Here is a 20165-nt window from a genome sequence, read left to right on the forward strand (position 1 = left end):
AATTATTTACACACTTTCACTATCTATAAGCAACACAGCAACCTTTGTATATTCAACTAGCTCCATAAAGTCTTCTTCACTAGCATCTCCTTCATCCAAAGCTTCATAATCCATATAAGAGATTTGCATAAGGTCACGTATAGCTTCTTTAACTTCCTTTGAATTACTATTTTCATAATCTAATCCAAATAGCCCCACACCTGATAAAAACCCTTTTATCCAATATGTTAATGCTTCTGCTCTATAACTTAAAATTTCTGTATCTTCTGGTATAAACAAATCAAAGCTAAGGCCTTTTTCATCAAATTGCTCTTTAGTATAGTCATAGAGTTTTTTCATAACACTAATTGCAGAAGTTGCAACAACGTCACCATTCTCTATAGATTTCGTCATCAATGAATCAGCCCATGCTGTAAATTTAACATCCGCACCAAAACTAAATAATGCACATAACAATCCATGAGCCTCTGAAGAGTTTGTTAAAGCTTGCATAACTCTTAAAGCTTCTGTTACATCAGAATAACTAGGTTTTTTATTTTCCATAGAAATAATTTATTAATAATATTACTTTTATCTAATAGCCATTTTACTTCATCTAATCTTTTAGTAGTAGATTAATATTGAAATAAAACCTAAATAGCCATTAAAAGTTATTGCTACAAAGCATCATAAACATTTATAATTACATTGAAGTTTATATAGTGTTATCTGGATTGTTTGTGATTTAGCTTCAATCTTGAGCCGATACATTTTACAAAGGGAGTCTTGGTATTTTATCTAGAGTGCATGCTTTTGCTTTTGCCAGAAAGAAGCCCAACGATAAAATTATGACACCCACTTTTACTGTCCTGGGATCAAGGACATTGAGTTAAAACGACAATCTGGATAGCCACCCTTTTATGATAAAAAAAGAGTTTAGACAAGAGCTTTTGCAAAAACGAAGAAATCTAGAAAACAAATGGTTCCTATCTGAACAACTAAACCTTAAAGCTATAAAATATCTAAAAGATAATTTTAACAAGGATGTAAAAATAGCAAGCTATAGCTCTTTTCGTGATGAAGTTGATACTAGTACTATAAATAAATATTTCCAAGTTTACTTACCCATAATACATCCTTTTATAAAACGTAGTTTATGGTTTGTGAAAGATACTATTAAATATCGCCAAAACAAATTCAATATTCCTGAACCTATTTATTCAATACAAGATATATTCGCTCCTTGGGAACTTGATATTATTTTAGTGCCACTAGTTGGCTTTAATGAAAAAAAATACAGAATGGGCATGGGTGGAGGCTTTTATGACTACTCTTTCAAATTTAAAAAGTCTTTTAATTCTCCTTTAACAATAGGACTTGCCTTTGATGAACAGCAAAATAATGATATTATCATAGATAGTCATGATATTGCTCTTGATGTAATTATCACACCTACAAGGATTTTATAGATGAACTCTTCTGCAATTGCTACAGAGATAAAAGAAAGAATTTTAGAAAAAATAGATAGTAATGCAGAAATAAATATTATTGATGAAACACATAAACATAAAAAGCATAAAGGGTTCATTGAAGGTAAATATCACTTTTTAATTGAAATAAATTCTAGAGAACTAAATAATCTAAGTAGATTGAAAGCCCATCAAGAAATATACAAAAGCTTAGAAGATTTAATGCAACATATTCATGCTTTATCAATAAAGCTAATTAATTAGGAAATAGATCATGCTTGATATGATATTACATTTAAATTCTTATATAGATTATTTTATTAACTATTTAGGTCCTTGGTTTTACGTTTTATTATTTATTGTTATCTTTTGTGAAACTGGAATTGTCTTTGGTTTACTGTTTCCTGGGGACTCATTATTATTTGCCATTGGAGTAACAGCTGCAGCGACTAGTTTAAATATTCATACAGCCATTATTACAATATGTGTTGCTGCCATAGCTGGAGATTCTTTTAACTATATAACAGGAAAAATAATAGGAGAAAAAATCTTCACCAAAGATGCCAAAATTCTAAAAGCATCATACTTAAAGAAAACTAACTATTTCTTTAACAAATATGGTGGTAAAACTATTATTTTTGCTAGATTTATAGCATTTGTAAGGACTTTAGCTCCTTTTGTAGCAGGTGTAAGTAAAATGAATTATCCTAAGTTCGTATTCTTTGGCACTATATCTGCTATCTTATGGTCTTGTTCAATAACGTATATTGCTTTCTTCCTTAGTGAAAATCAATTTGTCAAAAGATACTTAAGTTTAATAATAATATGTATAGTTAGCATTGTTTTTATTCATTACTTAATAAAAATAATTCTACAAAGATTAATAGCAAAAAAATAGTTTACGTTTTTTTAGCCAATACCTTATAATTGACGGATTAGTATATATTATTAACGTAGGCAATGGACTTATTTACAGTACTTTTAGATATAATATTACATCTTGATCAACATATAAGCACTTATATTAATCTTCTTGGAAACTGGTCTTATGTTTTATTATTTATTGTTATCTTTTGTGAAACAGGTCTTGTAGTAACTCCTTTCTTACCAGGAGACTCTTTACTTTTTGCTATTGGACTAACAGCAGCTGCTACTACATTAAATGTACACCTGATTGCGCCCTTACTTGTTATAGCTGCAATTCTTGGTGATTCTTGTAATTACTTGATTGGAAGATATATTGGTAAAAAGATATTTAAACCTGATGCCAAAGTTTTAAAAACAAAACATTTAGATAAAACACAAGCATTCTTTAATAAGTATGGTGGAAGAGCTATTATACTTGCAAGGTTTATGCCTTTAATTAGAACATTTATGCCATTTGTAGCTGGTATGAGTAGAATGAATTACCCTAAGTTTGTAGCTTTAGGTGTTATTGCTGCTATTATCTGGGTTTACTCAGTAACTTATACAGCTTTTATTTTTAGTAATAATGATTTTGTAAGACACAACTTTGGCTTATTCATTATGGTAATTATTGTTGTATCTTTGATTCCTGCGGCTATTTCTATTTTAAAAGCACTTATAACATACATAAAAGATCGCAAATAATAACCTAGTTATCTTTTAATCTTAAATAATCAAGCAAGAGCTTTCTACTTTTAAGCTCTCTCCTATCCAAACAAGCATTTATACTTATTTTAGTGATTTTACCAATATAAGCTAAATCTTCTTCGTCCCACAAAACCATTGAATCATATATCTTTTTTATAGATTTTCCAGATATTTTTGAAGTGTCCTTTTCAACCATTAGTTTAAAGCCTGTCAAAGGAATAACTTCATAAAATTCATCTAATTTTATTTTTTCACCAGCAATATCTTTATCTGTACAAATAGTTTGGCCTAGTGAATTTAATAATTCTAACTCAAACATTCTCAATAAATATTTGTAATTATTTTCATTTATATTTTTTATTAAAAAATCATATTTTCTAAATAATGCTTCTTCTTCATGAGAATAAGTTAATAATAAATACATTAGCTCATTAACATATTGTATGGATAGCAAAATAATATAAGAACTCTTATAGTTAGACTCGACAAACTCTATATTAAATACTTTATTTAAGCCATCTCCTTTTTTACTAAAACTTATTTCTCCTCTAAGCTTTGTAATTGGTTGATATAGATTTTGTTGTTTTTTATTTACTCTAATAATTGCTGATAGCTTTCCAAACTCTAAAGTAAATAAAGACACTAGAATAGAATTTTCTTTATACTTTTTTTGATGCAATATATAAAAATCATAAAGTTTACCCTTCATAAATTTTATCTATTAGCTCCATTATCTGAATAGCTCCTCGGATCTTAGTGTCTGGTATACTAAATAAACTAATTAACTCTTCAAGCTTAAGCCCAGACAAATGTGCTTTTATTTTAAGCTCACACTGTAGCCATTTTGTCATAGCTAAAATATAAGGATCACCCCAAACCCTAAAAGAGATCTCTTTTCCTACATACATTTCTATAATTGAAAAACTATCTTCTACTTTATAAAGCTTCTGACCTACTGCAATAATGCCATCTTTTTCAGAAACCTGAGAAAGTAAATTTTTGACCTTACTGTTATACATCAGCATAGTCCTTATTTGGTAATAAAGACCTTAAAAGTCTAACTTTATGATTAATCGCTTCAGCTAAGCTTTTTACACTCTCAACTGTCGTCATAATCCCAAAAGAAATTCTTAAAGTCGAATCAGCTTCTTCAGCTGTTAAGCCAATAGCTGTAAGAACATGAGATGGCTCTATTGAGCTTGAAGTACATGCAGAGCCCATAGATAAAGCAAATTCATCCAACATCGCCAATAAAGTTTCTCCTTTAATTAACTCAAAAGTTATATTAAGTATTCCTTCATAACTATTATCTAAATCAGTGTTTATTTTTATATAATCTTCTTTATTTAATTCTTTAAGAAAAACATCTCTAAGATTTTCTATATAAAGTAGGTTTTCTTCTTTATTGCTAAAAATTTCTTCAGCAGCGATACTTAAGCCCAGAATCTGATGATTTGCTAAAGTACCTGCTCTTTTTGAAAATTCTTGAGCTCCGCCATGAGTTTGTTTTTGTAATTTCACTTTAGGTGACTTAGAGCTTACATATAAAAAACCTATACCTTTTGGCCCATATATTTTATGCCCTGACACAGATAGCAAATTAATATTCATATCTTTAACATTTATATCTATCTTTCCATATCCTTGAGCAGCATCAACATGAAATAAAACATTATTTCTTTTCGCAATCTTGCCAATTTTAGATAAATCATTTTTAACACCTAGCTCATTATTAACAGCCATTAAACTAATCAATACCGTTTGTTCAGTTATTGCATTTTCTAAATCTTCTAAATTTATATTACCTTTATTATCAACGTCTAAATAAGTAACATAAAATCCTTTAGTCTCTAAATACTGACAAACTTCTAAAACGGCTTTATGTTCTATTTTTGAAGTAATTATATGATTACCTCTATTCTGATAACTTTCTAATACTCCCTTGATAGCCAAATTATTAGACTCAGTCGCTCCTGATGTAAATATTATCTCTCTTGGTAAAACTCCAAGAGTATCAGCTATTTTCTTGCGAGCAGATTCTATATTCTTATTAGCTAATTCACCAAATTTATGTGTTACTGAGCCAGAGTTTCCAAAATCAATATTTGAAAGAATATTATTAACCATCACCCCTTTTACTTTTTCAGAAAGGGGTGTTGTAGCAGCATAGTCAAAATAAATATTCTTCATATAAGTAATACTAATATAATTTTCTTTTCTTTAATATGTATACTTGCTATTATAACAGATAATTATGTTTAAAAAACTTTGACAAAATCGCTAATAAAAAAAGATTCCATTAGAGATGGTAAATCTAATTCTAGAGTCATTAAATTTTTAAAATTAGCGATGTTAAAAGAAGGCTACAAAATAGTAGCAAATAAAAACGAACTAACTTATTAAACGGTTAGTTGTGAGACCTATATATAAAGGAAAATTACAATAATGAAAAGAATATTAATAAATAGCAAAAGTAGTGAAGAAACAAGAATCGCTACCCTTGATAATGGAAAACTAATTGATTTAGATATTGAAAGTATTGATAGAGAACAAAAAAAAGCTAATATTTACAAAGGTTATATTTCAAGAATTGAACCAAGCTTAAATGCGGTATTCGTAAGCTATGGCGAAGAAAAAAATGGCTTCTTACCTTTTAAAGAAATATCAGAATACTATTTCAAAGATACTCCAAATGAAAATGGTGATAATATAGCTAGTCTTTTGACAGAAGGTCAAGAACTTCTTGTTCAGATAGATAAAGAAGAAAGAGGAGACAAAGGTGCTGCTCTTACAACTTTTATAGCTCTAGCTGGATCTTATATGGTTTTATTACCAAATAATCCAGATGGTGGTGGAATATCTAGAAGAGTTGAAGGTGACGATAGAGAAACTCTTAAAAAATACCTAAAACAATTAAATATTCCAAAAAGCATGAGCGTTATAGCTAGAACAGCTTGTGTAGAATGTTCTTTTGAAGAACTAAAACATGATTTTGATAATCTTCAAGAGCTATGGGATTCTATAAACAAAGCGTATCATAAAATAAAAAAACCTACTCTTTTACACAAAGAAAGTGACATTATCGTCAGAACAGTAAGAGATAATTTAAAAGAAGATGTTAAAGAAATCATAGTTGATTCTAAAGAGTGCTTTGACGATGTTAAAAGACAACTTTCTTTATTAAGACAAAATTTTGATACTAATAAAGTAAAATTTTATGATGAAGAAATTCCTCTTTTTACAAGCTTTAGTATAGATCAACAAATTGAAAATGCCTACAAAAGAGAAATTAGACTTCCTTCTGGTGGTTCTATAGTAATTGATACAACTGAAGCACTAGTTGCTATAGATGTAAACTCTTCAAGATCAAATAAAGCTGAAGATGTTGAAACAACAGCATTTAAAACAAATTTAGAAGCTGCTGAAGAGGTTGCTAGACAATTAAGAATTAGAGATCTTGGTGGTTTAGTTATTGTCGATTTCATTGACATGTCTTTCTTCCCTAATAGAAAACAAGTTGAAGAAAAATTAATGGAATCTTTACAACAAGACAAAGCTAGAATCCAAATGTCTAAAATATCTAAATTAGGTCTTGTTGAGATCTCTAGACAAAGATTAAATGCTTCTATTAATGAAAGTGTAATGCAAAAATGTCCTCGCTGTGAAGGTCATGGTTTTATAAAAACTACTCAAGCTACAGCACTTACGATTTTAAGAAAAATAAGAGTAGAAGCAATCAAAGAAGATACAAATGAAATTAGAGTTCAAGTTCCTGTAGATATTGCTGCATATATTCTTAATGAAAAAAGAGAAAGTATTATAGAAATAGAAAGAATATCAAACGTTAAAGTTATGATAATTCCTAACTTCAATATGGAATCTCCTAAGTTTCAAATGCAAAGAATATGGGGATCAAGCTACAAATCAAACAAAACAAGTTCTGAGCTCATAGAAGATGTTTTCAATCTAGAGATTCCTAAAGCTCCTAAAAAAGAAGTAGCTGCAACTAATTTAATTAAAGCTGCTGAAGAGCATTCTGTTAAAGAAATGGTTGAGCAACCAAAAGTAGAAAAAACTGAAGAGAAAAAACCTGAAGCCGTAACTACGCCTCAGAAGAAAAAAGGATTTTTATCAAAGCTGTCTAGTCTTATTTTTGGAAAAGAAGAAGAGGTAAAGCTAGCTCCAAAAAATACTCAAAGCAACAATAAATTTGAGAAAAAAGATAATAATCAAGATAATAATAAACTTGAGAAAAAAAATAATAGAAATAACAGAAATGAAAATGGTAATAATAACAATAATTACCAAAAAAATGATAAAAAACAAAACGACAATAATAAAGCTCCAAGAGACAATAATAAAGCTCCAAGAGATAATAATAAAGCTCCAAGAGATAATAATGAGAAGCCTTTCAATAAAAATAAAAAAAATGATAACTTTGAAAGATCTCCTAATAATAGAAGAAATAATGGAAATGGAAACAACAATAACAGCAGAAGCAACAATATAAGTATAAATAATGCTGAAGAAGTTGTCGATATAACTAAGCTTAAATACAAAGAACAAGCTAAACAAGAAGAGACTAGCAATGTAAAAAAAGTTATATCTAAAAACCCTCAAGAGTTTATTTCTGTAATGGTAAAAGATGTTTTAGAAAACTATAATAATTTAAAAGATGATAGTTCTGAAAAAATTACTACTATAGAAAAATCAAAAACTGAAAAATATCTAAAATTTGATATTGTTTCAACTGAAGAACTAGAAAAGTCTCTTCTAGCTGAACAAAACCAGATAGTAGAGCAAGCTATTGAGGAAAATCAACAACAACAAGAACTTGTTAATGAGATTAAAGAAGAGATAGTAGAAACTCCAAATAATGAGACAATCATTATAGAGAATGATATAAATGAAAATATCTCTAAAGAAGACCTTCAATCAGAAAATAAAAGCTCTGAAGAAAATAATAAACAAACTAATAAGCCAGCAAATAAACAGAAAAGAGCAAAGGCTAAACAAAATAAAGAAGAGCAAAAACTTGAAGCTAAAGATGATTTCATAAACTACTCTCCAGCAGTAGATTCTGACTCTCAATCTATCTTATAAAAGGAATCTAAACAAAAATGCTACAATATCCAAACATAGATCCAGTAGCTATAAGTCTAGGTCCATTAAAGGTTCACTGGTATGGTCTAATGTATCTCTTTGGTTTTGCTGCTGGATGGATATTAGGTGTCTATAGAGCAAAAAAACCTAATTCAATTATCAAGCCTGAGCAAGTTGGAGATATCATCTTCTATATTGCTTTAGGTGTGGTATTAGGTGGTAGAATTGGCTATATAATTTTTTATAATCTTCCTGTATACATTCATAATCCTTTAAGTATGTTTTATGTATGGGATGGTGGAATGTCTTTTCATGGTGGCTTTATAGGAGTTATGTTTGCTTTTTGGCTATATGCTAGAAAACATAATCTGAATTCTATTGATCTTGCAGAGTTTTTTGGCCCTATGGTACCTATTGGACTTGGTGCTGGACGTATTGGTAATTTTATAAATGGTGAGCTTTGGGGTAAAGTTACAGACTCTCCTATTGGTATGATTTTTCCTACAGGTGGGCCTCTACCAAGATATCCTTCTCAATTACTAGAATTTCTATTAGAAGGGGTAGTATTATTTACCGTTCTCTGGGTTACCACGATAAAACCAAAACCTAGATACTATGTTCTAGGAATGTTTTTAACTTTATATGGCGCTTTTAGGTTTATATGTGAATTCTTTAGACAACCAGATCCACAATATGGATATATTTGGCTAAACTGGTTAACTATGGGGCAAATCCTATCATTACCAATGATTATTCTTGGGATTGTTATTTTAATATTTGTTTACTTAAGAAATAGGAAGAATAAATTATGCAACAATATTTAGATTTCCTGAAATATATTAAAGAGAATGGCGTATTGAAAGGTGATAGAACAGGTACTGGTACTATTAGTATTTTTGGCTATCAAATGCGTTTTGATCTTCAAAAAGGTTTTCCATTAGTTACTACAAAAAAGATTCATTTGCCAAGCGTAGTTCATGAATTACTTTGGTTTATAAGTGGCGATACTAATGTTAAATATCTAAATGATAATAAAGTAAAAATATGGAATGAATGGGCAACTGAAGACGGTGAGTTAGGACCTATCTATGGTAAGCAATGGAGAGACTTCAATGGCGAAGGAATTGATCAAATAGCTGAAGTGATTGATATGCTAAGAAATAATCCCAATTCCAGAAGAATACTTGTATCCGCATGGAATCCTTGCGCTATTCCAACAGAAAAACTCTCTCCTCAGGAGAATGTAGCAAAAGGTAAATCTGCCCTTCCGCCCTGCCATGCTATGTTTCAATTTTATGTAGCTAATGGAAAACTTTCCTGCATGCTAACCCAAAGAAGTGCTGATGCTTTTCTTGGAGTACCATTTAATATTGCAAGCTACTCATTATTAACACATATGATTGCTCAGCAATGTAATCTAGATGTTGGTGAGTTCATATGGTCTGGCGGAGATTGCCACATATATAATAATCATATTGAGCAAGTAGAAGAGCAATTATCTAGAAATACTTTACCTCTAGCTACTCTAAAAATTAAAAACAAACCAAACTCTATCTTTGAATATACCTATGATGATTTTGAGTTTGAAAATTATGAACATCACCCTGCTATTAAGGGAAAAATTTCAGTCTAAGGAGGCTGGCTAAAATGTCTCAACTTTCATTAAGTAAAAAGAAAATTCCCATTTTATTATTAGAAGGAATTCATCAAAATGCTGTCGATGCATTTGAAGCAGCTGGATATGAAAATATTGAAGTAATGTCTACTGCTCTAGAAGGACAAGAACTTATAGATAAACTAAAAGATTTTAAAATTGTAGGAATCAGATCAAGGACTCAGATGACTAAAGAGGTTATAGAAAATTCTGATCATCTTGCAGCTATAGGATGTTTTTGTATAGGAACGAATCAAGTAGACTTACAAACAGCACAAGAATTTGGTATCCCTGTATTTAATGCCCCATTTTCTAACACAAGAAGTGTTGCTGAGCTTGTGCTTGCTGAAGCAATGTTACTAATCAGAAATGTAATTGATAAAAATGCTAAAACACATCAAGGGGTTTGGTTAAAATCTGCTGATCTTGCACATGAAGTAAGAGGGAAAACTTTAGGCATTATCGGTTATGGACACATAGGAACACAATTAGGTATTCTTGCTGAAAGTGTTGGTTTAAATGTTATCTTCTATGATGTTGAAGAAAAATTACCTTTAGGAAATGCTACTCAAGTAAAAAGCTTAAATGAATTATTGAATAAATCAGATGTAGTCTCTCTTCACGTACCTCAATTACCATCTACAAAAAATATGATTTCTAAAGATCAGTTTGAGCAAATGAAAGAAAATTCTATACTGATAAATGCTTCTCGTGGAAATGTAGTCGATATTAGCGCTCTTGTAAATGCTTTAGAAACTAAAAAATTAAAAGGCGCTGCTATTGATGTGTTCCCTAAAGAACCATCATCAAAAGAAGAGTCATTTGTAAGCCCATTGACAAAATTTGATAATGTATTTTTAACACCTCATATTGGTGGAAGTACTATTGAAGCTCAAGAAAATATTGCGACTGAAGTTAGTACAAAACTAGTTAAATATTCTGATAATGGCTCAACGTTAAATGCTGTTAATTTCCCAGAACTTTCATTACCTTCTCACGCTAGTAGTCATAGAATTCTACATATTCATGAGAACATTCCTGGAATGATGAATAAAATAAACCAAATATTAGCAGATAAAAATATAAACGTTGATGGTCAATATCTCAGAACTCTTGAAAAAGTTGGATATGTAGTAATGGACATCCAATCAAATTCTGATCAAGCTAGAGAGCTTGTTGCGGAATTCAAAAATATTAAAGGGACTATTAGAGCCAGATATTTAATGTAAAATGCTTTTTTCTCCAATTATAAAAGAAATATCACACTTAAAACCTTCTCATATTCTTGTTGGTTATAGTGGTGGTATAGACTCTAGCGTTATCATAGAAATTGTTTCTCAAATAAATAATATTCCCGTTACTGCTATACATATTAATCATGCGATTAATCATAATGCTGATAGTTGGGAGAATCATTGTAGAACAATATGCTCTAACAAAAATATAAAATTTATTTCACATAAACTAGAGAAGGCACCTAAAGGTGAAAGTTTTGAAGCTTGGGCAAGTAACCAAAGAATGGCTTTTTTTGAAAAACAAATGTCTACTTCTGACAGTCCATTACTAATATTAGGACATCATTTAGATGATCAAGCTGAAACCTTTCTAATTCAAGCTATTAGAGGTGCTGGACCTGCTGGATTATCATCTATGCCTAGATTGAGAAAACTAAATCATGGTTATGTTTTTAGACCATTACTAGATATTTCTAGAAAAGATATCGAAGAATTTGCTTATCAAAATAAAATAACATGGGTTGATGATGATAGTAACGAAGATATTAAATATCAAAGAAACTTTATTAGGCATAAGATAATTCCTTTATTAAAAGAAATAAGTCCCAGCATTAATCAAACTTTAACTAGATCGGCAAACTTATGTGCTAAAAATCATAACACTTTATCAAAGCTTTTAAAAAAACAATTAGATAGCATCTTAGAAAGTGAGCAGCTAATATTAGAAAAATTAATAAATCTAGATACTGATATACAAGAAAATATTTTACACCTATGGTTTAAAGAAAATACAGGAATTAGTTTAAAGGCTAACCAAACAGAATCTATTATTAATGCATTAAATACTACTGCCCTTACAGGATGGCAAGTTTCTATAAACAATTATAATCTCTGTCTTACTTATGGAAAGCTAAGTATCTTAAAACAAAATAATACTTATCCACCATCATCTCCAACTAAAGACAATGTTATAAATTGGTTAAAGGCTAATAATATATTTGATATAAACTTCTCTGATATTATTGTCAGAGAAAAAAAACCTTCTGACAAATGTCGCTATATAGGTAGAAATAAAGAAAATAAACTGAAAATTCTATTTCAAGAACTAAATATACCAGCAACTGAAAGAGATATTGCAAGAGTGATAGAATTAAACAGTCAAATTATAGCTGTTTATCCATTTTTTATTTGTCACTAAAAAACTTTTATTTTAGTCTTTTTATAACTAAAGATAAAATAAGCCATAAAACTATCATACCAACTATAATTAGAGCTATATGTGAAAACAATTCCAAAAAGAGATTAGCTTGAGTAACTAACTCATTTGTATCTGAAGTTGTAACATCTTTGAATGCAGCCATTTGTGCAAAGCGTGATGCAATAAATCCAGCAATACTTCCTGTAAATAAAAAGTATACTGCAGATAAAAATCCAGAGTGCTGCTTATCACTTATTCCCGTAATCTCTGATAGCGCTATAGGGTCTATAAAAAGCTCTGATAATCCTAAGAAGAATAACGAAACAATAACCCATATAGCTGAAGCTTTACCCAAAATTATTGCTTCTTTAGCCGCAACTATCAAGATAACAAAAGAAACTAGTTGAAGAATAAATCCAAAAACAAACTTAATCATTCTACCAAAATCATCATCAAGTGCTTTAAACCTTTTCCATACCCATGCAAGAAAAAAACCTCCAAGAATAATTGACAATGGATTTATAGATACAAAAACACTTGCTGGTAAATCATATCCAAATAAAGTTGTATCTACATTTCTCTCGATGAAAAGCTCAACCGAGGTAAACATTTGCTCATCAAACACCCAAAATAGAATACCAAAAATTAAAAAAGGAATAATTAAAAGTAGAGTTTTGCGTGTCTTAATATCAGTAGAAACAACTATTTTTATATACCATATAACACTAAATATTGTAGTTGCTGTAATTAAATAAATTTCATATTGGTTTTTAAGAGCAAAATAGCTAACTGTTACAATAATTATCGTTAAAACTAAAATAAACCAAACAAGACTTTTGTTGCCTAAATTAGAAATTTTTTCAGGCTTTACTTTTGGAACATATTTTTGTCCCAATAAGAATATTGCTAAGCCAAATAGCATTCCTACACCAGCCAGTCCAAAACCATAGTCCCATCCATATATATTAGCAACCACACCACAAGCAACTGGGGCACATATACTTCCTATATTTCCACCTAAATATAGTAATGTAAATGCTGAATCTCTTCTAGGATCATCTTTCTCATATAACTGCCCCAATAAACAAGGAACATTACTTTTAAAATAGCCATAACCACAAATAATAAAAGACATTCCTAAGAATAATAAATCTTTACCATCTATACCTATAATAATATGCCCACACGCCATTAAAATAGCGCCTATAATAACTGCAGTTCTAAATCCCAATAATTTATCAGCGGCTAAGCCTCCCAATATAGGAGTCATATATACCAAAGATGCAAAAGCCCCGTAAACTGCATAGGAATAATGATCACCTAATAAAAGCTCTTGAGTAAGATACAGTATTAATAAAGCTCTCATTCCATAAAAGCTAAAATACTCCCACATATAAATCGCTATAATAAACCACAGCCCTTTAGGATGTTTATTTGCTAATACTTTTTCCATAAATTAAGATAAAGAATGACTTAATTGTAACTATACTTTATTGTGATTAAAGTATGCAATTATTATATAGCTGAGCGAGCTTTATTAATATTTAAGAATATAAAGAAGAAATACCAAATAATAAAAATTATTCGAACCATTCATCTAATTTTGATTTAAGCTCATCTAAACCAAGCTTACTCATAGAAGAAAATAATTGAAAAGATATATTATCTGCTGACTTATAATTTTTTAGAAAGCTCTTAACCATAGTAATAGCCTCAGCTTTTTCTTTATTATTAAGCTTATCTGCTTTAGTCAAAAGAATATGTAAATTCATATTACAAGATATTGCCATTTCCATCATTAGACAATCAAATTCTTTTAGTTCATGTCTGGAATCTACTAAAAGCACAAGCCCTTTTAAGCATTGTCTTTCCGTAACATAAAATTCCATTTCTTTTTGCCAAACTTTTTTTATAGCCTCAGAAACTTTAGCATAGCCATACCCAGGTAAGTCTACCAATCTTCTTTCATCATCAAGCCAAAATAAATTAATTAATTGAGTCCTTCCTGGTGTTTTACTAACTCTTGCTAAGCCTCTCTGTCCAGTAAGCGTATTTAATGCACTCGATTTACCTGCATTTGACCTTCCTGCAAAGGCTACTTCTATACCCACATCTGCAGGTAGCTGAGAAACTTTGGCTGCTCCCATTATATACTTTGCTTTTTGATAATTTATCATAACTTATGCTCTTTCTTTATTTGATCTAAAAGTCCATGGCAAGCTGTATCTATCATTAAAAAAACTTTCTCAAAATTATTCTCATAATAAGGATCTGGAACTTCTTCTAAAATAATAGTTGGTGCATATTTAAGTAATCTTGATACTTTAGAAAAATTGGCTTGGGGAAACATTAGTTTCATAGTATCAATATTTTCATAATCCATAACAACTAAGTAGTCATAAACATCAAAATGTTCTAACTCTAGCTGTGCAGATATGAGGTCTGAAAGATCACAGTCATAAATTGATGCCATTTTTACAGCTCGTTTATCAGCTGGATTACCCTCATGATGCCATTCTCTAGAGCTTGTTCCAGCAGATGCAACTTCAATAACATTTTCTAATGATTCTTTTTTCACCAAATCTCTAAAAATACCATGAGCTGTTGGAGATCTACATATATTTCCTTTACAAATAAATAATACTTTTATTTGTTTGCTCATAAAACCCCTCTTACTTTGCCTGTTGTATATCTTTTGCTAGCTTACTATCAAGCTTAAATCCTTCAAAGAATTTACCACTTGGTTTCAACATAAATACAACTTCATTTTCACTATTAAAGCTTTCTTTATATGAGTTCATACTTTTTAAGAACTGATATAATGGTACAGATTTTGAATAAGAATCTGTAAATATCTTAGCGGCTTTAGCATCTGCCTCAGCTCTTATAGTTTTTGATTCTTTATCTGCTTCTGCCATTGTGACAGTTACCTTAGCATCTGCAGCTGCTTTAATTTTTTCAGCTTGTTGCAAACCTTCTGCTCTAATAGATGCTGCAACTTTATGACGAGAAGATTTCATTCTTTCGTAAATAGAGTCAGTAACTGTATCCGGTAAATCAATTTGTTTAACTCGCACATCAATAATAGTTACGCCTATTTGCTTAGATTGCTCTTGAACATTTTTTGTTAAAGCAATCATTAATTTATCACGATTATTATTTATTAGGCTTTGAATATCATTATTACCTACTTCTGCTCTTAAAGATGATTCTAAAAACTGTTTTAATAAAGTTTCCGCTCTAAATACATCTCCACTTGTACTTATAAAGAATTTAGAAATATTATCAATTTTCCAGACAACGTAAGCATTAATAAGAACATCTTTTTGCTCTTTTGTAACAACCCTTGCTGAGTCAGCTGTTAAAATTCTATTTCTCATATCATAGTTCTTAACAGTGTCAACAAGAGGAATTTTCACATGGATACCTGGCTTATATTCAATTACATTACCATCTTTATCTGTTACTAACTCACCAAGTCTTAATAGAACTGACTCTGTTCCTTGCTTTACTATAAACTTTGTACTTAGCCCAACTACAATTCCTACAATAATTAAAACTAAGAATATTTTTGCAAATTTATTCATATCTTAGTTACTCCCATTTGAATTTGAATTTGGTAACAAAGCTTTTTCTTGAGCTTTATCTAAACCATAAAAGATGTTTTTAGCACCATCACCATCTATAAGGAATACTTTATTGTGCTGTAAAACTTCTGTGATCGTATCAAAGTACATTTGGTTAGTAACAATATCAGGATTACTCTTATATATAGGAAGTAGATGTTCAAATTGTGCTATATCACCCTGCGCTTCTAACACAATTTTTTGTTTATATGCATTAGCTTGATCTAAAATCCTTTGAGCCTTACCTTCTGCTACTGGAATAATATTATTGGCATAAGCTTCAGCATCATTTTGCGCCCTTTCCCTATCTTCTCTAGCTTTTATTACATCATCAAATGCACTTTTAACTGCATCTGGAGCTTGAGCTGGTTGCATAATCACTTCACTTACATAAATTCCTGACTTATAAGTTTTAAGTAATGCTTCCATTTCCTCTCTAACTTGTTGTGTAATAACTGCTCTATTTGTAGTTAATATCTGTTCTAGTTTATTTTCTCCAACAACCTGTCTAACAGCACTTTCTAAAGCTTGTTGTAATAAGTTAGTTGGATCATTATTAGCAAATAAATAATTTTCTAAGTTTGCAATGCGATATTGAACAGTAAACGAAATATGCACAATGTTTTCTTCAGATGTAAGCATATCTCTTTTTAAAGATGTCGTTTTTAGCTCTTGTACATTCTCTTTATAAACTTTATCAATGCCTATAGGGTGCCAATGAAGACCCGGCCCTTCCATTTTAGAGAATTTCCCAAGCCTTAATACTGCCGCCTGTTCTGCTGGTTGAACAACATAAAAACCAAAAAGTCCCCATGCAACAATTAAAATAGCTATACCTATCCACACAATTTTTGCTATTGGTGGTTTTTCATATTTTTTAGCATTCTTTGAATAAATACTCTCTCCAGAATCTCCAGACTTTTTCTTTCTGGAAAAAAACTTCTTTATCATTTCTTCTAAATCTGGTGGACCACCTTGCTCAGAATTCTTACTCCAAAACCACTTCTTTTTGGTTATTTTTTCACTCATTACAACTTTTCCTAAGTATTTATTACTTTTAAAAATTTACTTAAATCTACTTCAAACTCTCTAATAAAGCTCTCAAAGTCACTCTCTGAAATATTAATATCTAATAAATAATTACCATTTTCAGAAAGATCTTCTTTTTCAACAACGCCCAAATCATATAATTCAGAGCGTATTTTTGAATATTTTGGTTCTAATTCTAATTGCCCTGTTATCCATGATTTATTAAAAAATCTAGCTAAAGCATCAAAAAAATAATCTAGCCCTTCTCCTGTTTGTGCAGACAAATAGACTCTTGATACTATATTACTATCTGCATCATCTAAATCAACAAGACCTTTATCAACATGTTCTATTTTATCAATTTTATTATACACACAAATCATAGGTTTATCTGAAGCACCTATTTCATCAAGCACTTTATCTACTTGCTCAATATATCCTTTATAATCTTCATCAGAATAATCAATCACATGTACTAATAGATCTGACTCTATAGCCTCTTCCAAAGTTGCATGAAAAGCCTCTACTAAATCATGAGGAAGATTTCTTATAAAACCCACCGTATCAGAAAAAATTACACTACCTAGCTTAGGAACATTAACTTTTCTCAATGTCGGATCAAGAGTTGCAAAAAGCTGATCTTTCACAAAAACATCTGCATTTGTAATTTTATTAAATAATGTAGATTTACCAGCATTTGTATATCCAACAAAAGATATCGTTGGAATATTATGCTTTTTACGTGATGATCTGCTCAAATCTCTATGGTGCTTTACTTTTTCTAACTTCTGGGTAATTTGCTTAATTCTTTGCCTAATTAAACGCCTATCAATCTCTAACTGAGTTTCACCTGGTCCACCTCTTACACCAATACCACCCTTTTGTCTTTCTAAGTGACTCCAGCCTTTTACTAGCCTTGTAGATTGGTAGTTAAGTTGTGCTAATTCAACCTGTAGTTGCCCTTCATGAGTTTTAGCTCTTAGTGAAAAGATTTCAAGGATCAACCTAGTTCTATCTATAACCTTACACTCAAGAAACTTTTCAATATTTCTTTCTTGTGATGGGCTAAGTGGGTGATTAAATACGACTAAATCAGCTTTTAACTCATCTAGCTTTTGTTTAATCATCTCCATTTTACCTAAGCCACAGAAATATTTAATATCTGGCTCTGGATGATTAAAACTAAGACTAGTTAGTGCAACTTTATCTGCTGCTATAACCAAACCTTCTAGTTCAGCCAAATCAGCATTTAAGCCTCTATGATATTTAAAAGTGATATTAACAAGTAGACATTTGCTACCTGATTCATAAGATTGGAAAAATTCCATTTACTAATATACCTCAACAATGGAATCACAAAAAAGATAAGGATAAAACAAGATATTATTGATTAGCGTTATTATTCTCTTCTATCTCTAAATCTTCAGAGTAAACTTGTTCAACATCATCACCATTGTCATTTTCGTTAGAATTTTCTGCACCTTGGTGATACTGATTATAAGAACTATATACCAATCTAACGCTTTTAGCTGGAACAATAGTTGATATTGCATGCTTGTAAACCATTTGGTTTACTGTGTTTCTTAAAACTATACAAAATTGATCAAAAGCTTCTACTTGACCTTGTAGCTTAATACCGTTAACTAAATAAATAGATACACTTACTTTTTCTTTTCTTAAAGCATTTAAAAATGGGTCTTGTAAAGATGATATTCTAGACATTGTTTCACTTCCTTTTAGTTATTTTATAATAATTATTATTTTATCAAGTTTAACAGAGTTATTTACTCCGGCTTCATTTTAACAATATTTATGTTCCTCAACAACTAGTTTTAGTTTTTTATTGATTCTCATTAGATAATTATACGGCTATTAATCATCTTAACTTCTAATAGCTCTATCTGCTGTTAAGATCACTTCGAGAGTTCAAATTATCAATATAGTTGCTCATTTTATCTCCTTTTACATTAACGATTCATAAAGTTTTTTCTGTTTTAAATATTCTTGTTTGTATTGTTTTTTATCGCATGATGAAAGTACAAAAGAGTAAACTAAACCAGAATACTCATACTTATCAAAATAGTAATTTTTCATTATCATTTTTCTGATAGAATTACATCGCATTGTAAAGTTACTCTCTGTTAGCTTTCCATTTTGCCCCCATGATATAAAACTTTGAAAAATGAAATAGTCTTCGTTTACAAACTTATCTGAGAGCTTTTTATATATATCTACATAATTATGTTTATATTTTGTTTGATTTATAAATTTCATAAATAATGTCACTCTCAATGGCAATGAGTAATTTTGATTTTTAAAATCATCTTGTAACATCTCAGCTGTTAGAGTATTTAGTATAAGCTGATTAGTTTCCATATCATCTAATGTTTGTTGCATTACCTCTTTTACAAAGTTGATATGCTTTGACATAACTTGCCAAACATTAGTATTTGCTGGTAGCTTATTCAATTTCTGATAACCTATTAACATATAATATGATTTAAAAAATATGTCATACATCATATCAACTTGACTAGTTACTCCTAGTAAGCCCTGACTTGGTAAACCTGCCCACCAAATAGAATAAAAATCAGTGCTATACCCAGCCTGTACACAATTCTCACTAACTTGTGTTAAAAGCTGACTTTCTGCTTTAGCTAATTCTTTCTGTTCTGATTGTGTAAATACTGTATTCGCTATCTGCTCTGGAGTTACTCCTGTTATCTCTATAGGCGTATCAACATTATTATCCAAGTAGTAAGTCTGATATTCAGCCTCAGTAGTTCCATTTATACTTTTACCTGCATTAAAAAAATCTCTAACTACTTGTACAGCATATAAATCTCTAAAGTACTCAAAGCTTTGATAGTTATATATAAAATCTAAAACCTGCTTTGTATATTCACCTATTTCCTGTGGATTATTTGATTTTATTAGATTCTGATTTAGGATATATGTGTAAACTTTACTATATGCCCTTAAAAACTCTTCTGCCTGAGCCTTTGTTGGCTCTACACATTGTGGAATATTATCTAAAAGCTGATTTTCATTTGGAAAATATAGATATGTATTGTATCTGCTTGGGTCACCTTTAGTATTTGCTAATAGCAAACCGTTATAAATAGCTTGTTTATCTACTGGATAAACTGCTCTTACCGCTTGTTTATCTAACTGTTGATTTTGATAGCTTGTATAATAAACCATCCCGATTATAGCTATTACTACAATAACTATGCTTACATAGATTTTCCTTTCCAT

The 20165-nt window shown here is 30.1% G+C and carries 21 protein-coding genes and 1 other RNA gene; 10 read left to right on the forward strand and 12 right to left on the reverse strand.

The genetic code is table 11. The annotated features are described in order from the left end of the window. Positions 1–6: 6 nt before the first annotated feature. Positions 7–543 carry a UPF0149 family protein gene (locus DNK87_RS02445; protein WP_119330370.1) on the reverse strand — a complete coding sequence of 179 codons (537 nt, stop codon included), beginning with the start codon at positions 541–543 and terminating at the stop codon, positions 7–9. A gap of 159 nt (positions 544–702) precedes the next feature. Between DNK87_RS02445 and ssrS the strand changes: the two genes are divergently transcribed. From ssrS to DNK87_RS02470, 5 genes are all read left to right on the forward strand, one after another. Beyond that, a non-coding RNA gene (gene ssrS, locus DNK87_RS02450) (6S RNA) lies at positions 703–892 on the forward strand. A gap of 7 nt (positions 893–899) precedes the next feature. Continuing rightward, the gene (locus DNK87_RS02455; protein WP_119330369.1) at positions 900–1448 is read left to right on the forward strand and encodes a 5-formyltetrahydrofolate cyclo-ligase; all 549 of its coding nucleotides are present in this window, start codon (positions 900–902) and stop codon (positions 1446–1448) included. Further along, positions 1449–1712, forward strand: coding sequence for a BolA family protein (locus DNK87_RS02460; RefSeq protein WP_119330368.1), 264 nt, complete (start codon positions 1449–1451; stop codon positions 1710–1712). It abuts the gene before it with no gap. Between the two features lie 10 nt (positions 1713–1722). Then, positions 1723–2346: a VTT domain-containing protein gene (locus tag DNK87_RS02465; RefSeq protein WP_119330367.1), complete on the forward strand. Its 624-nt coding sequence runs from the start codon at positions 1723–1725 to the stop codon at positions 2344–2346. Positions 2347–2408: 62 nt separating this feature from the next. Next, complete coding sequence (locus DNK87_RS02470; protein ID WP_119330366.1) at positions 2409–3059, forward strand: DedA family protein; 651 nt, start codon at positions 2409–2411, stop codon at positions 3057–3059. A gap of 4 nt (positions 3060–3063) precedes the next feature. Here the strand turns inward: DNK87_RS02470 and recO are convergent, their stop codons facing one another. From recO to DNK87_RS02485, 3 genes are read right to left on the reverse strand one after another with little or no spacing between them, the layout of a single operon-like run. Continuing rightward, positions 3064–3771: a DNA repair protein RecO gene (gene recO / locus DNK87_RS02475; protein ID WP_119330365.1), complete on the reverse strand. Its 708-nt coding sequence runs from the start codon at positions 3769–3771 to the stop codon at positions 3064–3066. Next, positions 3761–4081: a hypothetical protein gene (locus DNK87_RS02480; RefSeq protein WP_119330364.1), complete on the reverse strand. Its 321-nt coding sequence runs from the start codon at positions 4079–4081 to the stop codon at positions 3761–3763. The genes recO and DNK87_RS02480 overlap by 11 nt, the downstream gene beginning before the upstream one ends. Further along, positions 4074–5252: a cysteine desulfurase family protein gene (locus DNK87_RS02485; RefSeq protein ID WP_119330363.1), complete on the reverse strand. Its 1179-nt coding sequence runs from the start codon at positions 5250–5252 to the stop codon at positions 4074–4076. The genes DNK87_RS02480 and DNK87_RS02485 overlap by 8 nt, the downstream gene beginning before the upstream one ends. 255 nt (positions 5253–5507) lie before the next feature. On the opposite strand from DNK87_RS02485, the gene DNK87_RS02490 reads away from it, so the two are divergent. From DNK87_RS02490 to tilS, 5 genes are read left to right on the forward strand one after another with little or no spacing between them, the layout of a single operon-like run. Further along, positions 5508–8165: an Rne/Rng family ribonuclease gene (locus DNK87_RS02490; protein ID WP_119330362.1), complete on the forward strand. Its 2658-nt coding sequence runs from the start codon at positions 5508–5510 to the stop codon at positions 8163–8165. A gap of 17 nt (positions 8166–8182) precedes the next feature. Next, positions 8183–8989, forward strand: a complete 807-nt coding sequence (lgt, locus tag DNK87_RS02495; protein ID WP_119330361.1) for a prolipoprotein diacylglyceryl transferase — start codon at positions 8183–8185, stop codon at positions 8987–8989. Then, positions 8974–9798, forward strand: a complete 825-nt coding sequence (locus DNK87_RS02500; protein WP_119330360.1) for a thymidylate synthase — start codon at positions 8974–8976, stop codon at positions 9796–9798. The genes lgt and DNK87_RS02500 overlap by 16 nt, the downstream gene beginning before the upstream one ends. Before the next feature lie 14 nt (positions 9799–9812). Continuing rightward, complete coding sequence (serA, locus tag DNK87_RS02505; protein WP_119330359.1) at positions 9813–11048, forward strand: phosphoglycerate dehydrogenase; 1236 nt, start codon at positions 9813–9815, stop codon at positions 11046–11048. 1 nt (position 11049) lies between these two features. Next, positions 11050–12252 carry a tRNA lysidine(34) synthetase TilS gene (tilS, locus tag DNK87_RS02510; RefSeq protein ID WP_119330358.1) on the forward strand — a complete coding sequence of 401 codons (1203 nt, stop codon included), beginning with the start codon at positions 11050–11052 and terminating at the stop codon, positions 12250–12252. Positions 12253–12259: 7 nt separating this feature from the next. On the opposite strand, the gene DNK87_RS02515 is transcribed toward tilS, so the two are convergent. From DNK87_RS02515 to DNK87_RS02550, 8 genes are all read right to left on the reverse strand, one after another. Continuing rightward, a complete protein-coding gene (locus DNK87_RS02515) occupies positions 12260–13705 on the reverse strand; it encodes a peptide MFS transporter (protein WP_119330357.1) in 1446 nt (481 codons plus the stop codon). A 127-nt stretch (positions 13706–13832) separates the two neighbouring features. Next, a complete protein-coding gene (yihA, locus tag DNK87_RS02520) occupies positions 13833–14426 on the reverse strand; it encodes a ribosome biogenesis GTP-binding protein YihA/YsxC (protein ID WP_119330833.1) in 594 nt (197 codons plus the stop codon). Further along, positions 14426–14914 carry a low molecular weight protein-tyrosine-phosphatase gene (locus tag DNK87_RS02525; protein ID WP_071664000.1) on the reverse strand — a complete coding sequence of 163 codons (489 nt, stop codon included), beginning with the start codon at positions 14912–14914 and terminating at the stop codon, positions 14426–14428. Before DNK87_RS02525 ends, yihA begins: the two co-directional genes overlap by 1 nt. 10 nt (positions 14915–14924) lie before the next feature. After that, complete coding sequence (hflC, locus tag DNK87_RS02530) at positions 14925–15839, reverse strand: protease modulator HflC (RefSeq protein WP_119330356.1); 915 nt, start codon at positions 15837–15839, stop codon at positions 14925–14927. Between the two features lie 3 nt (positions 15840–15842). Continuing rightward, positions 15843–16907, reverse strand: coding sequence for an FtsH protease activity modulator HflK (gene hflK / locus DNK87_RS02535; protein WP_119330355.1), 1065 nt, complete (start codon positions 16905–16907; stop codon positions 15843–15845). An 11-nt stretch (positions 16908–16918) separates the two neighbouring features. Next, entirely contained in the window at positions 16919–18235 is a 1317-nt protein-coding gene (hflX, locus tag DNK87_RS02540) for a ribosome rescue GTPase HflX (RefSeq protein ID WP_119330354.1), read from the reverse strand. A gap of 55 nt (positions 18236–18290) precedes the next feature. Continuing rightward, entirely contained in the window at positions 18291–18629 is a 339-nt protein-coding gene (hfq, locus tag DNK87_RS09050) for an RNA chaperone Hfq (protein WP_119330353.1), read from the reverse strand. A 240-nt stretch (positions 18630–18869) separates the two neighbouring features. After that, entirely contained in the window at positions 18870–20165 is a 1296-nt protein-coding gene (locus DNK87_RS02550; RefSeq protein ID WP_119330352.1) for a hypothetical protein, read from the reverse strand.

The sequence above is a fragment of the Pseudofrancisella aestuarii genome (genome assembly GCF_003574475.2).
Classification (GTDB): domain Bacteria; phylum Pseudomonadota; class Gammaproteobacteria; order Francisellales; family Francisellaceae; genus Francisella; species Francisella aestuarii.